20 protein-coding genes and 1 other RNA gene are annotated in these 18044 nt (G+C 35.6%); 10 read left to right on the top strand and 11 right to left on the bottom strand.

The genetic code is table 11. The features are described 5' to 3' along the window. From IPK14_07490 to IPK14_07480, 3 genes are read left to right on the top strand one after another with little or no spacing between them, the layout of a single operon-like run. Positions 1-1548: a 2,3-bisphosphoglycerate-independent phosphoglycerate mutase gene (locus tag IPK14_07490; GenBank protein MBK7993265.1), complete on the top strand. Its 1548-nt coding sequence runs from the start codon at positions 1-3 to the stop codon at positions 1546-1548. Positions 1549-1554: 6 nt separating this feature from the next. Further along, positions 1555-2607: a redox-regulated ATPase YchF gene (ychF, locus tag IPK14_07485; protein ID MBK7993264.1), complete on the top strand. Its 1053-nt coding sequence runs from the start codon at positions 1555-1557 to the stop codon at positions 2605-2607. A gap of 22 nt (positions 2608-2629) precedes the next feature. Then, positions 2630-3076, top strand: a complete 447-nt coding sequence (locus IPK14_07480; protein MBK7993263.1) for a GNAT family N-acetyltransferase — start codon at positions 2630-2632, stop codon at positions 3074-3076. Positions 3077-3178: 102 nt separating this feature from the next. Here the strand turns inward: IPK14_07480 and IPK14_07475 are convergent, their stop codons facing one another. The 3 genes from IPK14_07475 to IPK14_07465 form a co-directional block, all read right to left on the bottom strand. Next, positions 3179-4204, bottom strand: coding sequence for a tetratricopeptide repeat protein (locus tag IPK14_07475; protein ID MBK7993262.1), 1026 nt, complete (start codon positions 4202-4204; stop codon positions 3179-3181). Between the two features lie 297 nt (positions 4205-4501). Then, positions 4502-6307, bottom strand: a complete 1806-nt coding sequence (locus IPK14_07470) for a Rieske (2Fe-2S) protein (protein MBK7993261.1) — start codon at positions 6305-6307, stop codon at positions 4502-4504. Positions 6308-6492: 185 nt separating this feature from the next. Next, entirely contained in the window at positions 6493-6948 is a 456-nt protein-coding gene (locus IPK14_07465; GenBank protein ID MBK7993260.1) for a DinB family protein, read from the bottom strand. Positions 6949-7187: 239 nt separating this feature from the next. Between IPK14_07465 and IPK14_07460 the strand changes: the two genes are divergently transcribed. Together IPK14_07460 and IPK14_07455 are read left to right on the top strand one after the other, a co-directional pair. Continuing rightward, a complete protein-coding gene (locus IPK14_07460; GenBank protein ID MBK7993259.1) occupies positions 7188-7853 on the top strand; it encodes a CGNR zinc finger domain-containing protein in 666 nt (221 codons plus the stop codon). Next, a complete protein-coding gene (locus IPK14_07455; protein MBK7993258.1) occupies positions 7850-8305 on the top strand; it encodes a DUF1569 domain-containing protein in 456 nt (151 codons plus the stop codon). Before IPK14_07460 ends, IPK14_07455 begins: the two co-directional genes overlap by 4 nt. Before the next feature lie 5 nt (positions 8306-8310). Here IPK14_07455 and IPK14_07450 read toward each other — a convergent pair whose 3' ends face one another. The 5 genes from IPK14_07450 to IPK14_07430 form a co-directional block, all read right to left on the bottom strand. Next, positions 8311-8727: a hypothetical protein gene (locus tag IPK14_07450; GenBank protein MBK7993257.1), complete on the bottom strand. Its 417-nt coding sequence runs from the start codon at positions 8725-8727 to the stop codon at positions 8311-8313. Between the two features lie 29 nt (positions 8728-8756). Further along, positions 8757-9137 carry a PAS domain-containing protein gene (locus IPK14_07445; GenBank protein MBK7993256.1) on the bottom strand — a complete coding sequence of 127 codons (381 nt, stop codon included), beginning with the start codon at positions 9135-9137 and terminating at the stop codon, positions 8757-8759. Between the two features lie 48 nt (positions 9138-9185). Beyond that, on the bottom strand, positions 9186-10085 hold the full coding sequence (locus IPK14_07440; GenBank protein MBK7993255.1) for a serine/threonine protein kinase: 900 nt from the start codon (positions 10083-10085) through the stop codon (positions 9186-9188). 126 nt (positions 10086-10211) lie between these two features. Further along, positions 10212-10568: a transfer-messenger RNA gene (gene ssrA, locus IPK14_07435) on the bottom strand. Between the two features lie 89 nt (positions 10569-10657). Beyond that, on the bottom strand, positions 10658-10891 hold the full coding sequence (locus tag IPK14_07430; GenBank protein MBK7993254.1) for an AtpZ/AtpI family protein: 234 nt from the start codon (positions 10889-10891) through the stop codon (positions 10658-10660). Positions 10892-11009: 118 nt separating this feature from the next. Between IPK14_07430 and IPK14_07425 the strand changes: the two genes are divergently transcribed. Continuing rightward, positions 11010-11573 (top strand): sigma-70 family RNA polymerase sigma factor, encoded by a 564-nt coding sequence (locus tag IPK14_07425; GenBank protein ID MBK7993253.1) that lies wholly within the window; start codon positions 11010-11012, stop codon positions 11571-11573. Positions 11574-11671: 98 nt separating this feature from the next. Here the strand turns inward: IPK14_07425 and IPK14_07420 are convergent, their stop codons facing one another. The 3 genes from IPK14_07420 to IPK14_07410 are packed head-to-tail and all read right to left on the bottom strand — an operon-like array spanning position 11672 to position 15193. Continuing rightward, on the bottom strand, positions 11672-12022 hold the full coding sequence (locus IPK14_07420; GenBank protein MBK7993252.1) for a hypothetical protein: 351 nt from the start codon (positions 12020-12022) through the stop codon (positions 11672-11674). After that, the gene (locus tag IPK14_07415) at positions 12012-12611 is read right to left on the bottom strand and encodes a hypothetical protein (GenBank protein MBK7993251.1); all 600 of its coding nucleotides are present in this window, start codon (positions 12609-12611) and stop codon (positions 12012-12014) included. The genes IPK14_07420 and IPK14_07415 overlap by 11 nt, the downstream gene beginning before the upstream one ends. Continuing rightward, positions 12608-15193 (bottom strand): CehA/McbA family metallohydrolase, encoded by a 2586-nt coding sequence (locus tag IPK14_07410; protein ID MBK7993250.1) that lies wholly within the window; start codon positions 15191-15193, stop codon positions 12608-12610. The genes IPK14_07415 and IPK14_07410 overlap by 4 nt, the downstream gene beginning before the upstream one ends. A gap of 162 nt (positions 15194-15355) precedes the next feature. On the opposite strand from IPK14_07410, the gene IPK14_07405 reads away from it, so the two are divergent. From IPK14_07405 to hisD, 4 genes are read left to right on the top strand one after another with little or no spacing between them, the layout of a single operon-like run. Next, entirely contained in the window at positions 15356-15616 is a 261-nt protein-coding gene (locus IPK14_07405) for a hypothetical protein (protein MBK7993249.1), read from the top strand. A 43-nt stretch (positions 15617-15659) separates the two neighbouring features. Then, entirely contained in the window at positions 15660-15956 is a 297-nt protein-coding gene (locus tag IPK14_07400) for a hypothetical protein (protein MBK7993248.1), read from the top strand. Between the two features lie 5 nt (positions 15957-15961). Then, positions 15962-16612, top strand: coding sequence for an ATP phosphoribosyltransferase (locus IPK14_07395; protein ID MBK7993247.1), 651 nt, complete (start codon positions 15962-15964; stop codon positions 16610-16612). A 3-nt stretch (positions 16613-16615) separates the two neighbouring features. Beyond that, positions 16616-17986 (top strand): histidinol dehydrogenase, encoded by a 1371-nt coding sequence (hisD, locus tag IPK14_07390; protein MBK7993246.1) that lies wholly within the window; start codon positions 16616-16618, stop codon positions 17984-17986. Positions 17987-18044: the final 58 nt, after the last annotated feature.

Below are 18044 nucleotides of genomic sequence, written 5' to 3'. Positions count from 1 at the left end.
ATGAGACCTGTTGCACTAATTATTTTAGATGGTTGGGGTTATGAGACTCGCACAGAAGGCAATGCTATTTATTTAGCAAAAAAACCTTACTGGGATCATATGTGGGAAACTTATGCACATTCTTTAATTATCCCATATGGACAAAGGGTTGGACTACCAGTTGGACAAATGGGAAATAGCGAGGTAGGACATCTAAATATGGGTGCAGGGCGAATTATTCGCATGGACATTTCCCGAATTGACCATGCAATAGAAACAGGGGAACTTTTTACTAACCCTGTTTTAGTTGAAGCCATAGAACATGCTCATAAAACAGGTGGAGCATTACATTTTATGGGCTTAATGTCGGATGGCGGAGTCCATAGCCTACAAACACATTTATATGAGCTTATAAAAATGGCAAAAGATCATATCCTAAGTAAAGTTTTTATTCATGCTTTTACTGATGGTCGAGATACTGCCCCAGATAGTGCAGCAAGATATATTGCAGAGTTACTTAGTAAATTAGATGAAATAGGCGTTGGAAAACTAGCTTCTATTTGTGGTCGATATTATGCAATGGATCGTGATAAGCGTTGGGAGAGAGTTGAGCAAGCTTATAAAATGATGGTCAATGGCGAAGGAAAGCACGCTCAAGACCCAATTAAAGCAGTTGAAGAATCTTATCAAGAACACATTACAGACGAATTTATTAAGCCTATTGTTATAACTCAAGAAAATGGCTCTCCTGTGGCTAAAATTCAAGATGGTGATAGCGTAATATTTTTTAATTTCCGAGCAGACCGGGCCCGTGAAATTACACGCGCACTAACACAAGCAGAATTTAGCGATTTTGAGCGAGGCGCGGCCCCTAAAATACATTATGTTTGTATGACTCAATATGATGCTACTTTCCCACTGCCAATAGCCTTTGCTCCTCAAACCGTGCATAACATATTAGCTGAAATATTTGCTGCAAATAATTTGCGTAATTTGCGAATTGCTGAGACAGAAAAATATGCTCATGTGACATTTTTCTTTAATGGTGGAGTGGAACAAACTTTTCCTAGTGAAAGGCGAATATTAGTTCCCTCTCCAAAAGTCTCAACCTATGACTTAAAACCTGAAATGAGCGCGTTAGCTGTTACTGACGCACTTTGTCATGAAATTATGCATGGTGGAGCAGATGTTTTTATTGTTAATTTTGCTAATGCTGATATGGTAGGTCATACTGGTATACTGGATGCAGCTATTAAAGCAGTTGAAACACTAGATAAATGTTTAGAGCGCATAATTGGAGCATTACTTAAAGTCGGTGGACGGGCGATTATTACAGCAGATCACGGTAATGCAGAAAAAATGATAGATTATGATACAGGTCAACCCTACACTGCACACACAATTACTAATGCAGTCCCCCTAATATATGTTGACCCAGGTTTTCACGGTAAATTAAGAGAAAATGGAGCATTGGAAGACATTGCTCCTACATTACTAGGAATGTTAGGTATCGTTCAGCCTGCTGATATGACAGGACGCGACCTACGTTCATTAAATAAAGAGGTATAGTTTTTTATGAAAGTTGGTATTGTTGGGTTTGCTGGTTCAGGTAAAACCACTGTTTTTAATACATTAACTGGGTTAAAAGCTGAAGTTGGCGGTTATGGTGGCAAAGATAAAGCTAATATTGGAATTATTAAAGTTCCTGATGTAAGAATTGAAGAGCTAGCAAAAATTTATAAACCTAAGAAAAAAGTTTTTGCAGAAATGAACTTTGTTGATGTAGCTGGCCCACAGGGTGAAGCAGCTAAATCTGGCTTAGACACAAAACTAGTGGCAGAAATGCGCGAAGCAGATGCTTTAGTGCATGTAGTTCGTGGCTTTGAAAATCCTTTAATAGAACAACCTGCTGATTTGCTAAGAGACATTAAAAATTTTGATATAGAGCTAATTTTGGCTGACTTAATTCCTTTAGAAAACCGTTTAGCAAAAATGAAAAAGGAAAAAGCTAATCCAAGGGAAAAAGAAATTATTGAACAATGCAAGGCGGCTCTTGATGAAGAAAAACCCCTGCGTTCACTAGATTTTTCTGCTGAAGAATGGCAAATGCTAGCAGGTTTTAGATTTTTAAGCCAAAAGCCTGTAATGTTGTTAATAAATTTATCTGAAGACCAAATTGGTCAAGCAATTCCCTTAGAAGTTGAACAATATGCTAAAGATAATGGCTATAAACTAATTACTATGTGTGGTAGAGCAGAAATGGATATAGCCGAACTGCCTATTGAAGAACAAGGTGAATTCCTAAAGGATTTAGGGATTTCTGAACCTGCCCGCGATCGTTTTATCCGTAGTGCTTATGAACTTTTAGACCTAATTAGTTTTTTAACCTCAGGTGAAGATGAATGCCGCGCCTGGACAATTAGACGTGGAACTAATGCCCAACGTGCCGCAGGAAAAATTCACTCAGATATTGAGCGTGGTTTTATTCGTGCTGAAGTCGTTGCTTACCTAGACTTTATTGCTTTAGGTAGCGAAGCAAAATGTCGCGAAACAGGCAAATTACGCCTAGAAGGAAAAGAATATATAGTTCATGACGGCGATATTATTAATTTTAGATTTAATGTTTAATTTCTAAGCTTTTTCTAACCTTATGCAAATAAATATCCGTGATGCAACAATTAAAGATATTAATTCAATTATTGTTATCACGGAAATCTACTATAAAGAAGATAACTATCCTTTTTCTAGCGAAAAGTCGGCTAAAAACTTGTCTTTATTAATCAATAACCCTACTTGGGGCAAGGTTTGGGTGATTGAAGAAAAACAAACTATTCAGGGCTATTTTATTGTTACACTTAGCTTTAGCCTTGAATATGGCGGCAGAGACGCATTTTTAGACGAGATTTATTTTTTGCCTGCTACTAGGGGAAAAGGTGTTGGAAAAACTTGTGTTGAACTTGCTATAGAATGGTGTAAAAGCCAAGATGTCAAAGCTATCCATTTAGAAGTCGAGCAAAAAAGAGTTGCAGCAATAAAGCTTTATAAAAAAATGGGCTTTACTCTTCATGACCGCTTGTTAATGACTCGGTATATTTAACAGAGTATACCAATAGTTAAACCCTTAAGTATAATAGCAAAATGTTCCCAAAAGGCCCAACGGGTGCGCATAATATTTTAATGTTAAGAAAAAACTCTGTAGTTAATTAGTTTTTTTAAGTTTTGCTAGTTCTTCTTTTACTACTTGGGTGTAAGGATTATCTGCTGAATTTTCCTTAAGAAAATTCTCTAGCTGAACAACTGCATCTGTTGATCGAGAGCTACGTTTATAAATTTCTGCAAGGTAAAGTCTAGATAGTGGAATTTTTTGGGCTGCATTAGTTACAACGGTTTCAAACTCCATTTGTGCCTGCATCAAATCCTTCAATTGAAAGGCACAAACACCTAATTGAAAATGTGCTAATGGATTACGAAAATCTGCTTCTATAGACTTATTTAAGTATTCTTTAGCCTCAGCAAATTTCTTCTTTTCTGCTAAAACAATTCCCATATTCAAATTTGTTAAAGCTAAATTAGGTTGTAGTCTTAGGGCTGCTTCTAATTGTTGTGTTGCCTCATCATATCGAGCAAGCTGCATATATTCTACTGCCAAATTATTAATTGCATCAATATACGTAGGGTAATATCTAATAGCTTCTGAAAAAGCTTTGATTGCGTCCTCTGATTTACCTTGTTGAGATTTAGTTAATCCTTTTTCAAAGGCTTTTCTAGCATTTTTTGGGATATCTTCATTAACTGCATTAGCATTAACTGTTCCTGGTGCGGCTATTGTTCCTGGTGCAACTGTTTCGCCTGCCATTTTTATTTTTGGTGACATTAATACATTAATTTGCCTTGTTATAGAAAATGAACCTCTTAAAGAAACACGTTCTGTATAAGCTTCTAAGTACTTATCATTATCAGCCGTAACCGTAACAATATATTCACCATTTGGTAGTTGTGTAAAATCTGTTCGAGTTTCCCTAACTAAAGTTTTTGTTAATAGCGGTAGTCCATTGCGCTCAGAATCTATCTTAACTTCAATTACTTGAGGCGGAGCTATTCCATTAGGTAAAATAACACTAACAATTAATCTATGAACAACTACACGTTGTTGGCTATAGGTTGGCATCACAAAAAAAACTAAACTTAAAAAGAGACTTAAAGAGATTTTTAGTAGTAACCTCATAGCAATTGCCCCTAAAATAAATAAGATTTGCAAAAGCAAACTATTTTAAGATAAACAACAGATTTGTTAATGGATTAAGTACAAAAATTGTGTGCAGTTGTGGATAAGTATAATCTAAATTTAGTGATTAAGCGATAGTTAGAAATGCTGATTAGAAAAAATTTACACCAATTTTGCAGCTATTAATTTTTAACCTTTTATTTTTACAAAACCTATAAAAAAGTTTATAAGCAAAAATCTCCAGAATAACTACTAAATTTTAATCTAGTAGTTATTCTCATTAATTATTATTTATAGCTATTCTTTAGCCTGCCCTTTAGCAACAAAATCTACTGCTTGTAAGGCGTTATAGTAGGCCCAGCGTTGCCGCTTTGGTGCAGCCAAGAATCTAATAGCTGCTAGTAATGGTAGAACTTTTAGCCGATGATCTTTAAGTCCTTGATATTCAACAATTGCCGCAAAAGTTGTTTTTATTGTATGAGCAAGCATTATTGGAATTTCCGCGCTATCAGCTAAGGTATATTTAATTAGTTCTGTAAGTAAATTACTGTCAGAATATCCTAGCTCTAAATAGGCTCGTGTAGTCTCTAGGGCTAATGATGGCTGCCTTTGATCTATTTGATTAACTAAAAGCTCTAGCAAATCTTTTTCAGTATAAGTAGATAACTTTTCATAATCTAGTTTTTGGCTTAAATCAGCTTCTTTTTCTCGTTCATTAGCAGGTAAATCTAAAACATCATGGTTAGGTTTACGGGTATATTGTACAAAACGAGCAGCTAAATAAAGCCCTCGTAGTAGTTCTGGACTAGGATAAATTTCTAGTGCTTCTCTAATTGCACTGGCATGTGTAAAGCAATGTGTTACATCTAACCAACCTTCTTCCATGCTGCGATTTTGATCAATTGCAATGTTAAAGCGCAAACAGCGTTCTGCACTAGCCAAAACAATTGCTTGAGCTATTTTTATCATTGGTACACCACTATTTAAGGCTTGGTCTACAACATTAAAAGTCTCATCTAATGAACCATCTAGCAAAGCTTTGCAAAATTCTTCTTCATTAAAATCAGCATTAGCATTTTGTTGAAGTGCAAAAAGTTCTTTAAAATCTACTTTATTAAGCCGTGATTGGAATTTACGCATATAAGGAAGGCGGTCTTCACGTGTTGCCCAAATTATTGTTGGGACTAGGATAGGTAGAATTTCTTTAGCATAATCCCAAGCAATGATATCTAAAAGTTGAAAAGCTTTTACTAAATAAATTAGACGATGCCCATAACTTAAAAAATGACTTGTTACAGTAGGAAATAGCCAAGATTTTATTTCTTCTTTACTTGGGTTTTGTTCTAGAAAAGCGTGAAAAAGTGCTTCTGCCGCTATAACTTGTTCAGTTTCCACTAAATGTAGAAAGTCGGCTTTAGCAGTTTCTAAAGACTCATATGTTGAAAGGGTTGTTGTCTTAGGAACATCGCGTTTTTTTTGTCTTAGCCGAGTCTCAGCAACAGCACTTAAGGCTTGTACTAGTGGGATAACTTTTTCTACACCCTGGTAATAATCTAACATTCGAGCGCAATCAACCATTACAGCCATTCCATGATCCCAGCCATGAAAATCATTTCCTTCGCCATCATAAGTCACACCATAACAAGCAATTGCAGCAATAATTTTCTTTTCATCAAAACCTAGTTTTAGCAGTCGAACAATGTCGCGTGCTGCACGAGAATCATCATTTTCCACCATTGCACTTGTTAAACTTTGAAAATAAATCTCTTGCTGCTCTAAAATTGGTGGATCGCTAACATCTATTTGTAGCTTTTCACCAACAATTTTTGTGTTGTAGGATCGAACATCTTCGCCACCTCGCAAACATTGCCCATCATTAAGATTAAATTTCCAGTTATGCCAATCACAAGTTAAAGTGCAATCTGTAATAGTTCCTTGGACTAAGGGATAACCCTCATGCGGGCAACGATTATCTACAGCATGATAATTATTCTCACCTAATCGAAATACTGCTATTTGTTTACCTTCAATAGATATAACTTTTGCTTTTCCTATGGCTAAATCATTGTTATTTAATACCGTAATAAAATTTTCTTTACTCATACAATTCCCTCTTTTTAAGAATTAAAAATATTTCTTAAAATAATAGCTGAGTAAAGAAATAAAAACATTTCTATTGCTATTAAATTGGCGACTTGTTCAATTTATTGGTCAAAAAAATAGCTTGTAAAAATAAAAAGTGGCAGAAACCTAATTTCTGCCACTCCAGCATTACTTACTCGCTAGCACTAGGCTTTCTTTAATAAAGCAATTTGACCACTATGATAAACAATATGGTTAAATATCCCTCCTATTACAAAACGGAGATTATAGTCTTTGCCTGGAATATTTACGCCTAGGTGAGCTTCTGACAATTTTGAAATTTTTTCAAGCATTTCATCAATATTTTCTTTAAGCTGAACAAGAGTTTTTTGCCAAGCTTGTTGACTAGTATCATTGATTATAGGAAAATCCCCGTCTTCAGGTACATCAAGGATTTTTCCTTCAAGTCCTAATAAAAAAACTTTGTTCCAGCCAAGAATGTGCAAAACTAGTTCCCAAATGTTGTGTGCATTAGGGATAGGTTTTGCTAAAGCTTGTGTAGCATTTATATCTTCTAAAATTTCTTTTAATGCCGGGCCATGAAAAGCATTTCCATAATAAAGACTTTGTAATTCATCAAAAGTTGTTTTTATCTCTGACATTTTGTTTCTTCCTTATCCTATAAAATTTTTAGCAAAAAACTTTGTTTGACTGGCAAAGACTAAAACTCAATGTTACTATCTTGGTAACATATTGATTCTGAATACTTTTTATACTTTTCTAAAACTGCTTTTGTCTTAGCCAAATTTATGTAACCAGCTATTTGCTTTTAAGTGGTTACACAATAAAATAATATTAGTAACCTGTCAAACTAATTTTACTGGTTACACAATTAATTTTTATGAATCTTAAAGACAGACCCGTTTCATCATTAAATTTAATAGGCGGACGATTATGCTTAGATTTTGTTAACACTGTTGGTGGACGAAAGTTTAGCACGCCAGAAAATTTATTTAGTGATTATATCGTACAAGGTGATACGTTATCAAATTACTATGATTTACTAGCATGGTGTCAGCTAACTAAAATACTTTCAGCAAATGAAATTCAAATACTATTAGAAGAAAGCTGTTTAGAGAAAAATAAAGAAAAAATAGAGCATATCTTCAACCTAGCGTTAGACTTACGAGAAGCTATTTATAGAATTTGTAAACAACTTATTAGTAATCAGCAACCTAACATTTTAGATCTAGCCCTACTAAACCAAGTTTTATCATCATCTTATAGTAATCTTGAACTAATATTTAAAGAAGGAAAGTTTCTTTGGCAATACAACAAAGTTACCCTAGAGAAAATGCTTTGGATCATAGCTGGTTCTATGGCAGATTTTTTAACTACTACTAATTTAAGTAGGTTACGGGAATGTCAAGGAAATGGATGTTGTTGGTTATTTGAAGACAGTAGTAAAAATAAGATGCGTCAATGGTGCGATATGCAAGTTTGTGGTAATTTAGCAAAAGTACGGCGGTTTCGCTCAAAGCTAAATAAAAAGGAAAAGGCTAGATGAAAAGTTTAGAAAATATAGAAGATAAAGCAGAAGTATTAAAACGACTAGAAAAGCTCCCTTCAAATGCACAACGCCAATGGGGAAAAATGAATGTTAATCAAATGTTTTGCCATTTATCAGACTCATTTGAAGCAGTAATGGGTAAAAAAGAATTTGTTCCTGCTGATAATATTTTTACTCGAACCCTAGTCAAATGGGTAGCATTACAAGTACCAATACCTTGGCCTAAAGGGGTTAAAACCCGTCCTGAGTTAGATCAATTGCAAGGTGGGACTAAACCCAAGGAATTTGAAAGAGATAAACAAAGATTAAAAGAGCTTACAGAAGTATTTTCCACTTCTTCAGACTTTGCCAATTGGCAACACCCTATTTTTGGTAAAATGGCTTACTCTGACTGGCAAAGATGGGGTTATTTACATATAGATCATCACTTAAGACAATTTGGAGGCTAACCAAGTTATTCTGGTCTAGCGGTGACAAAATAGTATTTACCTGACTTTTGGCCTACAGGAATGGTGACTTCCTTAGAAAGGCCGTTTGTATGGTCAAAGTTTACTTTTAGAACCTCTGTTACTTCTAAAGTAGTTATATATCTTTTCCCATTGAGAATAAAAGGTTTATATTTTCTTGGTGCAGCTTTAGAAATCTTTATATCTATTATTTTATAGTCAAGATAGCGTTTTTGATTACTTGTAACTGAGTTTTTTACTTTTTCATCAACCCCTTGCCAATAATAAAGAGATAAAACAGCCGCTAAATCTTTATGTTTATGAGCTTCTCTATAAGCTGCAATAAGTTCATCAGAAGAATTTTGGGCTAAAAGACCCGTAAAAACAAACAGTCCAACAAAGTTAAATAATAAATAGAAATTCATTTTTAATTATTTCTAAAAACTTTCTTTACTTACTCTATTGGACGAACAAAAACCCAAACAGTGTTAGTCATATCGCTATAAAATAGATTTACTAAAACATTTCTAGGATTTTGCTTAAAAGCAAAGTGATAACGGAATTTTTCATTAAGTTGCTTTTCTGTCACCCCTTGCTTAAATTGTCCATAAAATTCCTTTACATTTGTGCATGGAGCAACTTCTGTAAAAAAAGTTTTTTCTATTACACTTTCTTTTTGAAGTTGAGCTAGCTTTGACTCATATTCATTAAACTTTAAGATTTTTCCTTGTTCATCTAATTGAATAGCCCCACAAGGAAGTTCATCTAATTGTTTTACTGTTAGGGTGTCTATTTTTTGATAAAGTTTTTCTACAACATCAGATAATAATGCCATACTAATATTTTCTCCTTAAGTATAATAAAATGATTGAGTTATCAAAAATTAATTATTATCTATAGATGAGAAATGATCCAGTGTATCTCCAGAACTAATATGCGCCTCACCCAATTCTGATGCAAATTCTACAGCCGAAGACTGTCTATCAGCAGGTTTTTTAGCTAAAGCTTTTAGTATTACGGCTTCAACTTCTTCTGAGACTGCACTATTAAGTAATCTTAATGGTGGTACAGGCTGTTTTAAGTGTTTTTGTAAAATTTCTGTTGCTGTTTGACCATTAAAGGGAACTCGTCCGCTTAACATTCTATAAACTAAAATACCTAAGCTATAAATATCTGAACGAGCATCAAGTTGTTGACCCATATAGCGTTCTGGGGAAAGATATTCTGGTGTGCCAACTACAAAACCTTGTTGCGTTAAAGGATTGCTATCATCATTTAGCATTTTTACAATCCCAAAATCTATCAATTTTACTACTTCCGTATTATCTTCTAATTTATGTAATAAAATATTACTAGGTTTAAGATCTCGATGTAGGATATTTTTTTGGTGCGCTAGGTTTAATGCTGCACAAATTGGGGTAATAATATCTACTGCACGTCCAACGCTTAAGACTCGCCCACGCTTAATATAACTAGAAAGGGTTAAACCATTTAGTAGTTCTAGGACTAAATAGGGTTGGCCTGTTTCAGTTTCATCATAATCAAAAATAGAAACAACATTTGGATGTTTAACTGCTGCTGTGGTATAGGCTTCTAATTGAAACCGTCTTTTTTTCAAAGCATCTTTAGCTAAATCTGGGTGCAGTATTTTGATTGCCGCTATATCACCTATATGTAAGCGTTCAGCCGCAAATACATAAGCCATTCCGCCATCACCAAGTTGACGAACTATCTTATATTTTCGGTCTAGGATTAGCCCTGGCAATTGTTCTGCACTATACATAAAAGTTTCCTTAACGGGCAAAATGATAAACAATAGAAAATAGGCTGTCTAGCAAAATTCTTCTTTTTATCGCTTAGGAATAAGGATTTTAAGAGAATTTTAGATTTATAGATTTGTATATTTTAATGATGGAGGTGAAGGGAATCGAACCCTTGTCCGAAGATCTTCAACGGTAGAATCTACATGTGTATTCCCTTCCTATTAATTTCATTGCTTATAACAGTGGAAAGGACAAGCATTATAAGCAACTAGTTCAGTATTTCTTGTCGTCTAGCCCTGATCACAACTAAACGACCAGCCCGCTAAAGTGACGTTTCTAAGCTACCCACGGGCAAGATAACCTAAAAACGCTAGCTGCCTATTAAGCTGCTAGGGCTAAATTCTGCGTGTTTGCAGTTAGTTTTTCTATGCAGTTTACGGGTTACATAGTTCCCGACATGCATCTACCAATCTCATGTATCCCCGTCGAAGCCTGTCACCCCCGAAGAGAAGTTTTTGAAAGGCGTTTGATCCTAACAGCACTTATAAAAGCAAGTCAAGCTAAGATGCTTTTATTTTGCCGATAAACCTATTTATTTCAGAGTGTTAATTTTTTTCATAACTAAATAAACTTCTGCTATTGCAGTAAAGGAACCTAGAAAAAGCCCTATGATTACAAGCACTGGGCTAGTAGCAAAATATTTGTCTAAAAAATAACCAATCAAAATAGGCCCAGCAAATGCTCCAGGCAAAGAAAACGCTAGACCTACAGCCACCATTGCTGTTTGCCAAGATTTATCTAGCTTTGGCCCTTTGTTACTATCCATAAATTTTTCCAAATTTTTGCTAAAAAGATTGCCTTATTCTAACACAATATTCAAAACGACTTATCAAAGATAAAATCCTTGTTAATTAGGTATACTATAAATATACACTTTTTAATATATGGAACTCACAGACAACAAAATCATTGAATTAACACTTAATGGTGAAGTAGAAGCATTTAATACTTTAGTTAGTCGTTGGGAACGCCAAATTTATGCTTTAGCCTTTCGTATCCTAAAACGAGACGACGAAGCAGCAGATATTTGTCAAGAAACCTTTATGTCAGCCTACCGCAATTTAAGCAAGTTTCGTGGTGAAGCAAAATTTTCATCATGGCTTTACCGCATTGCCATTAATTATTGTCATAGCCGCCTACGTTCATCAGGAAATAATGACCTTTCCTTAGAACAACAACTAGAAGACAAAGGTTTTGAACCTATGACTAGCACGGAACATATTAATGACACTTTACAACGTGAAGAAGTATCAGAAGTAGTAAGAAAGGCTTTGGCAGGACTACCTACAGAAATGCAACAGGCAATAATAATGAAAGAATATCAAGAGCTAAAATTTCATGAAATCGCTGAAGTTCTTAACCTTCCAGTAAGTACAGTAAAAACTAGAGTTTATACAGGCTTAGACCTATTAAATCAACGCTTAAAACACTTAAAAGAAGTTTTATAAGCTACATAGTTGTTAGCAAAAATTTTTATATTTAAAATAAAAAAGCGGGCGTTTTGCCCGCTTTAGTTTTGTAAAATTACTTTGGTGTAACTTAATAATTACTTAGTTAAATCCACTTGTCCATCAGGGCGAAAGTTAACAACAGCATTACTTGTGCCTTTTTCAACTATGGAGACAATACCTTTTGCAACGCTATGTCGCCAGGCTTTATACCATTTTTGAGCAAATTCTCGTCGCTCTTTTTCGCCTAACTTAAACCAACACTCGCCAACTTCTACAATTAAAAGTCGGGGCAAGTCTTTTTGGATTTCAGCTTTTTCAACACAAGCTTTTTCTTTAACTTCTTTACTATTTATATAAGCAACAACTTCTTCTTTTGGAACATCATGCCCAAAAATTGTTGTGGCACTAGTAATTATTAGTATTAAGGCTAAAAATTTATTTCTCATCTTCATTTCCATTTGGTTGGATTAGCTTACGAGTAGCATCATCCAACAACTTATGAAATAGGTTTATTTCCTCAGCACCAACTTTTAATTGATACCATGGGAAATTAAGATGATGGCTATGAACTGGTGATTCATCACCTCGATCACTAATATCAACTAACTGGTCTGGAGTATCAATTATTTTTGCTGTAGCACTAATGCCAGGAGCATCAAATCTACCATTCCCATTACGGTCAATAAAAATTGGATTGGTAAAACCTAGGGAAGTAAAGTTTGGTGCAATTTGTGCGTAAATCGGTGGTGAAGGAGGTTGAACAAGCCCTCTGTCACTCGCGTTTATTGTGCCATCGCCGTTTGTGTCGCCTGTATCAACTACACCATCACCATTTAAGTCAGCAATTGCAGGTAATTTGATGCCAGCTTCAACAGTTAAGAAAGAATCTTTCTTAGTAGTTTTTACTTTAAGACCTGTCACCTTAAAGCGTTCCACACCTAGATTTGAAGTAGGATCAGTAGGTGCAGGATTAACTTTTACTTTGCTATTAGCGTCAAAAGTCATAATGACTTTGCCATTTTCTAAAATTCTCACTTCTTCAACTGGAACCAGGCTGGCGCACTAACAGTAATATCAACTTTTACTTTGCCTGTTCTCTTAGTCACTATTGAGCCTACAGGTTGACCTTGAACATTAAAGCGAATAAACGGCCCTGATGTACCTACCACATTACGAGCTAGCACAGCAGTTGTCACCATATCATCTGTTACTGCCATTGGGTCATCGGTTGGGCTAGCAACATAGCTTATTGGAAAACCTGGAGTTTCTACTACGGCACGATGTGAGTCAGACACGGCTGTAGCAGTTTTAATAAAGCCTTGGTTAATTAACCCTACCCAATCATTACGAGTTACTTGATAGCCACCAATGCTATCACCGTTGTAAAGCTCCATAGCATCAAAGTCAATATTCTTAGTTGTTGTACCTAGTTGGCTACCCACAGTAAAAGCAATAGGTAATGGTCTAGTAGGACTATAATTAATAATATTAAATAGTCCAATTAGGGTTAGACCTGCAACACCTGCTCGAGGATGATTAAGTTGGATTACTTGTTTTACACCTGGGTTCATCATTTTAACGCGGTCATAAAATGTTGCTGCTGGGACATATTCGGTAAATGGTGCGCCACGTCTAGGAGCAAAAGGATCTTCTAGTAATGGGAAAGCGATATGATGACCAAAAGCTTGTGGAAATAGTGGTGTAGGCAAGCTAGTAGTCATTTCATCACCAACTACAGTTTTCATAAACTTGTTTAGAAGTAACTTGCTAACAACTGGGCCGTAATCAGCAATATAGTTATGTTCTGTGGAGACTACTACTTCAACATTTTCTGCTGCAAAGCTACGAATACGGTCTTCTATTGGAACAGAGGCATCAAAGCTTTTACCTGAATGGACGTGGAAATCTGCGGAAACAAAGCCTTTAGTATCAACTACACGTTCAAGAGCAAAATTCATACTAGTTTCTTGACCAGCAGTAACGGTAATTGTTTGTTGGGCAATGGTATATTCTAGGCCACGAGAAGCTATAACTTGATAGCGACCTGGCTTAAGGATTTGTTTACCGCTTCCAGTGCTAGTAAAAACAAAGTTAGCAGCTGGTGTGCTAGTAAATGTGCTAGCTTGTAAATCTAGCATTGTGTTGCCAGTCATTGGGTCAAATATTCTAGCATCAAAAAATCTAGCAAAGTCTGGTTTTGGTGTGCCTTCTATACCAACAAAAGTTAATTTAGCTGGAACGGGTTGCCCCTTTTCAGCAACAGTAAAACTTACTGAACCTGCTGCACTAAGTTTGGGAATAGTGGCTGTTGTAGTTGTGCCAGGTGCTACAGTAACTTTTACTCCATTTAAGTCATCTCTATTAGGTGAAACTATGCTTAAAGTATATTCTCCAGCAGGTAAAGTAGCTGAAAACTTACCTGTTTTATCTGTACGCACTTGGGTTACAGGTAAAGTTGTTGTAGCGGAAAAGAATGGTGATAAAGCACCTGTAATGATTATATTAGCTTCAAGGTCTGTACCTTCCATTGAATCAATATCACCTGTTAAAGTACCAAGTGCAGCAGCAGGAAAAGCACGTCTAAAAATAGGATCTGACACAGAAGCAACATCATTTCTTTCACCAACAAAAATTCGTCGAGTGTAACTAAATGAAGCACCAGGTGCAACCATTGGAGATTGAGCAGGGTTAAAAGGATTTCCTGTTGCTGTAACTTCAGCACTTGCAACACCTAGAAGTATTGGAAGGTTTGTAACAACTGGCGCATTTGGCCCAGCCGGGCCATCTGGATCAATAGCACTACTTACGGCTGTCACCCCATAAGCAACTTCACCACAACTATCTTTTGTAACTGTGTCCATTATTCCATCTTCTGGACGAACATTTCCTACCATTGAAACATAAGGAAATGTTCCTAATGCAGCAGCAATACCAGTAGCATTAAGGATTAAATTAGGTGCATTAAATCCACGATTAGGGAATGGAGCAAAAGGTAAAATTGAACGTCCTACAAGGGGAAAAGCATCTGTTACGTTAAAAAGTGGGACTGGAGCAGTACCATTATTTATAATGGTGCTAGTTACGGTAATAAAATCATCTCCAGGTGCAATAGAATAAACAGTTTGACCAACTAAAGTTGGGCCAGGGCCGCCTGTACCTGGTAAAGTAGAAACTCCTGTAAATAAAACTATTCCATCTACTACAATACTTGCAAGATTATCTGTAGAAACTGATTTAATACCTGTATAGAAAAACGTGTTAGAAGGGTCAATATTACAAACTTGAAACATTGAATTAAATTGATCATTATTTTTTCCCACTAGCCCTAAATCAATTAGAGTGCCTCCTGTGGGAGCTATACCGTTTTGTTGTGGTCGGCCAATATTTGCGATTCTTAATAAATCTTCTTGAAATGCGACATTATCAATAATTGCTTCTACTTTGCCATTAGAAAGATACCAGTCACCAATTCCACCATTGGGATCTGAGCCTGAAAAAAGGCGCGTTGCAGCGTTATCTCTAGTTATTTGTTCAGCTACTAACGGTTGTTGTTGTGCGTATGCAGGACTAACAGCCGAGGCAGCTAGAATTAATGCAGCCCATACGATTTTATTCATTATTTTTTGCTCCTAAAATTGCTTGCAAAAGGTAGGTTTATGATTTGACAAAAATTTTACATTATGTTTACAGATCTTGCCAGCAAAGATATCTTTCAGACCATTTTTCCTAGACAAATTTCCGTGTTATTTTATCTTTTTTAATTTAGGAGCCTAGGGCAAATGCAAATTAGTAGATTATCCATAGATAAACAAATTCAATTGGCCTGGGGCTTGCTCTATGAGATTGAAGTTATTGAAGATATGCCTTTAGAAGATATGTTTGTTAGGCTTAAAAAAGTAAATCAATGTATTGTAGCTATAAATAAACGCAAGCGTTTAACAGAAAAACAAAAAGAAAAGTTAACAAATTTAGAAAAATGGTATCAATCTTATGATATAAAACGCTTAGAACAAGATATTAAAAAGCAAGCCAAAAAATAGCCTTTCATTGGTGCTTACTTTTACAAAATAAAAAAGAGGTAACATGAAAAAAACGTTAGAACAAATCCAAGCAGAATTTCATCAAGATGCTGAAACTTTAGCCACCCTTCAAGCAATTTATGCAGAGCGTGTTAAACAAATCCGTACCAATCGCGCCTTCCCGCCCGATATTCAACAACGCTTTTTAGTTGAATGGGAACAATTCTATGACCAAAGAGTAAAAGAAATTTTTAATTATGACTTACCCTCTTCACATACAAGCAGCAGCACAGAAGTTGTTGCAGCAGCACCAGAAGAAAAAGATTCAAGTGCAGAAAAGGCAGCTAGAAAAAGTAGATAAATATAATGACTAATTTGACTATTGCATTAGCTAAGGGCCGTTTGCAAGATGAGGCAATGAAACTTTTTAATAAAGTAGGTATTAATATTGCTTCAGAGCAACTAAACTCTAGACGATTATTGCTAACAGACGAAAACCAAAAATATAGTTTTGTACTTGTAAAACCCTCAGATGTCCCTGTTTATGTTGAACATGGAATAACAGATATTGGAATTTGTGGTCAAGATGTATTATTAGAGACTATTGCCGACGTACATCAACCTTTAGATTTAGGGTTTGGCTACTGTCGTATTGCAGTTGCAGGAAAAACCAATGAAAAAGATATTAGTAAATTTTCAGTATTACGAGTTGCTAGTAAATACCCCCGTATTGCTACAGAATATTTTCAATCTCGTGGTCTAGCTATAGAGATTATTAAGCTTTCAGGCTCTGTTGAATTAGCACCTTTACTTGGACTAGCAGACTATATAGTTGATTTAGTAGAAACAGGTCAAACACTTATAGAAAACGGTTTAGAAGTAAAAGAAATCATCACCAAAACAACTGCTCAACTAATCGCCAATCGAGCAAGTTTTCAACTTAAACGAGATGCTATAATAGAGCTAATAGATTTATTAAAAGAAAAACAAATTTCACAAAATCAAATAGGCCATTAACTTATGATAGAAATAGTAAACCTTAGCCAAACAGCTAGCCATCCTCGCTTAACAGCTATCTTAAATCGTAATTTGGTTTTAGAACCAGAGCTTTTAGCTAAAGTAGCTAATGTAATTGAACAGGTTCGCACTTTAGGGGATGAAGCATTATGTGATTTTACTCAAAGTTTTGATGGAATTGCCATTACTCCAGCTAATTTGCGTGTTGATCCAGATTTAATTCAAACCTTAGCCTCTCAAGTAAGCTCACAATTAACAGGTTTTATCCGACGCGCAATCGAAAATGTAAAAGCATTTCATAAACATCAATTACAAGAATCTTGGGAATTTACTGATGAAGATGGAGTAACACTTGGTCAACGGCTTATTCCACTTCATAGCGTTGGGCTTTATGTACCAGGTGGAAAAGCAGCTTATCCTTCAACATTAATTATGAATGCAGTTCCAGCAATTATGGCTGGAGTTAAAAAGATTGTAGTTGTTACACCTCCTACAACTTTTATGTCTAATCCTGTGATAGCAGCAACACTTAATGAACTTGGCTTAACAGAAGTTTACTCAATAGGTGGAGCGCAGGCTATTGCAGCATTAGCATTTGGAACAGAGAGAGTTCCTAAAGTAGATAAAATTGTTGGGCCAGGAAATGTTTATGTAACTGCTGCTAAAAAAATGCTTTATGGGACAGTAGACATTGATAGTGTTGCTGGGCCAAGCGAAATTGTAGTAATTGCAAATTCAGAAACTCCTGCTAGATATGTTGCAGCAGACCTTTTATCTCAAGCCGAACATGACATGTCTTCATCAGCCATTCTAATTACCACTAATCCAGCCTATGCTAGAGAAGTACAAATAGAAGTCCAAAAACGTTTATCTGTCTTGCCACGTAAAGACATTGCAGAAAAATCACTAGAAAAATATGGTGCTATTTTTGTGGTAAGTTCACTAGAACAAGCTTGCGGACTAGCAAATCATATTGCACCAGAACATATAGAAATAATGGTAAATGACGAAGAAAAAGTAGCAGCTAATATTACTAATGCAGGAGCAATCTTTCTAGGCCCTTATTCCTGTGAAGCTGTTGGAGATTACTTAGCCGGGCCAAATCACGTTCTCCCAACAGGTGGAACGGCTCGATTTTTCTCACCTTTAGGAGTTTATGATTTTGTTAAACGTACTAATATTATTAAGTATAATAAAGCAAAGTTAGAGAAAACTATTGCTGCTGTAGTAGGTTTAGCCGAAAGCGAAGGTCTATTAGGTCATGCTCGTGCTGCAATGGTACGTTTTGAAATGGATCAAGCCGAACAGCGAGCGACTCGCCCACTTTCAGCCATTCCAGGCTTTAAATTACCTTTGATGGATGATGATGAATAACTTTTATAGAATTTTTAATTCGATCTTGGCAACTAAGTTGTCAAGATCTTTTAATAAC

This window comes from Blastocatellia bacterium (genome assembly GCA_016713405.1).
GTDB lineage: Bacteria > Acidobacteriota > Blastocatellia > Chloracidobacteriales > JADJPF01 > JADJPF01.
Note: the sequence above shows the minus strand (reverse complement) of the source record. Positions and strands in the feature narration are given on the sequence as shown.